Raw genomic sequence first — 1,949 nt, forward strand, 5'->3', positions numbered from 1 at the left:
GCCTCACGGCGCAGTAGAACTTTCCCATCCAGAGGAAGGTTTCTTCATTGTGAGGATGAAGAGCTATGGCCGGGCGCCTACGTTTTTGTTAATGACGGGGTATGAACAGGTACGGTCTGTTGTCGCGGCGTTGGCGGGTGATTGGGAGGCGGCCAAAAGGGTTGAGCTGATCCTTCCGGCAACTGGCATTTGCAACTCGGATTTCGATGAGGCTGATGATCGCCTTGAAGCTTCGGCTAGTCAGACATCTTGTTGCGCGACGGCGGGAACATTTCCTGAGGCCGCACCTCTTACCTCGCCGGGTTGTTGCAAAGCCTAGAGCACTGCCGCCTAACCCGCCCTCGACGTCCGGGGCAGGTTAGGGGCGCCCTTCTTATTTCTTCTGCTTGTCCAGGTAGTCCTTGAACCAAGGAACGACCTTTTTCTGCTTGCGCGACAGACTCATTACAAAAACCATATATACCGCCGCAGATATTTGTAGATAACTGGAAAGCGAGTTACGTGACTGACGCGGCAATATAGGGCTTTCATTGAAGCTGGACGGCGGAATCCAAACGTTTTTATGGATTACTGTGCCATTAGCTCTTTACCTGGTATACGGAAAATCATATATTCGTTATACCGTATATGAGCTGAGATTTCACAATGACCAGCAAAGCCCGTGTCCTGTTCGTCTGTACCGCCAATGCGGCCCGCTCTCCGTTGGCCCAAGCGTTGCTGAGGCATACCGATTCGGAGCATTTCGAGGCGTTCAGCGCCGGCACAACTCCGACTCAGGTCGATCCACGCACCTTCGAGGCACTCTCCCACATCGGTGTGAGCACGGAGGGATTACGTAGCAAGTCGATAGACGAGTTCCGTGGTGAGCGTTTCGATTACGTCATCACCTTGTGTGATAAAGCCGCAGCGGAATGCCTGTCCTTACCTGGAGCCGAGGAGGCATTGGCCTGGAGTTTTGACGACCCGGTTACCAGCACCAAACCCGATGCCTTCCGTCACACCCTTCACGAAATTCATGAGCGCATCAAGATGTTCGTCTTGGTCAAAAACAAACACTGAGAAAACGATATGGCTGACCATCTGACACCGACCACTGTTTTCAAATGCCTTGCTGACGACACTCGGGTCCGCACGATGATGCTCATCACCCGTGAAGGAGAGCTTTGTGTTTGCGAGCTGACCTGCGCGTTGAACGAGAGTCAGCCAAAAATCTCCAGGCACCTAGCGCAACTGCGTACTTGCGGCCTGTTGTCGGACCGTCGGCAAGGCCAATGGGTGTATTACCGACTGCACCCGAATCTTCCTGATTGGGTTCATCAAGTGCTGACCACCGTGCTGAAAAGCAACAAGCACTGGTTGAGCCCTGATGCCAAACGCCTTGATGAAATGGGTGACCGTCCTGAACGGGCAGCCGTGTGCTGTGAAAGCAAAATCGCCTGATTCCGCCTTCGACTACGAGATCGCTCGATGAAAATCCTGTTCCTGTGCACTGCCAATAGCTGCCGCAGCATCCTTTGTGAAGCAGTCTTCAATCACTTGGCGCCGGAAGGTATGAAAGCCTACAGCGCGGGCAGTCAGCCGAAAGGCGAAGTACATCCGCTGAGTCTCAAGACGTTAGAAAGCGCTGGTATTTCGACGGAGGGATTGATCAGTAAGTCCAGCGATGTCCATGTGAACTTGGCTCCTGATTTCGTCATCACGGTGTGCGACAAGGCTGCCGGTGAGGCCTGCCCGGTATTTTTCGGACCGGCCACGAAGGCGCACTGGGGGTTGGCTGACCCGTCGGAATACCACGGGACTCAAGAAGAGATCGGGGCGGCTTTTGAGGCCACTTTGGAGCAGATCAGAACCCGTATTGAAGCCTTTCTGGCTTTACCGCTTTCCCAGCTGAGTGCCGAACAGCTCAAGGCAGAGCTGGCCCTGATTGGCACGCTGTAATCACAGGAGCA

Annotated in this window: 3 protein-coding genes and 1 pseudogene; all 4 read left to right on the forward strand. The window is 54.0% G+C overall.

Features of this window, described 5'->3' with window-relative positions:
• Positions 1–319, forward strand: a pseudogene (locus BKD70_RS25230) (hypothetical protein); the annotation flags it as partial.
• 326 nt (positions 320–645) lie between these two features.
• Positions 646–1,059, forward strand: a complete 414-nt coding sequence (locus BKD70_RS22555) for an arsenate reductase ArsC (RefSeq protein ID WP_070415433.1) — start codon at positions 646–648, stop codon at positions 1,057–1,059.
• A 9-nt stretch (positions 1,060–1,068) separates the two neighbouring features.
• Positions 1,069–1,440 (forward strand): metalloregulator ArsR/SmtB family transcription factor, encoded by a 372-nt coding sequence (locus BKD70_RS22560; protein WP_070415434.1) that lies wholly within the window; start codon positions 1,069–1,071, stop codon positions 1,438–1,440.
• Between the two features lie 27 nt (positions 1,441–1,467).
• Positions 1,468–1,938, forward strand: a complete 471-nt coding sequence (locus BKD70_RS22565) for an arsenate reductase ArsC (protein WP_070415435.1) — start codon at positions 1,468–1,470, stop codon at positions 1,936–1,938.
• The last annotated feature ends 11 nt before the right edge of the window (positions 1,939–1,949 follow it).

Source organism: Pseudomonas sp. BS-2016 (assembly GCF_001806145.1).
GTDB classification, from domain to species: Bacteria; Pseudomonadota; Gammaproteobacteria; order Pseudomonadales; family Pseudomonadaceae; genus Aquipseudomonas; species Aquipseudomonas lundensis.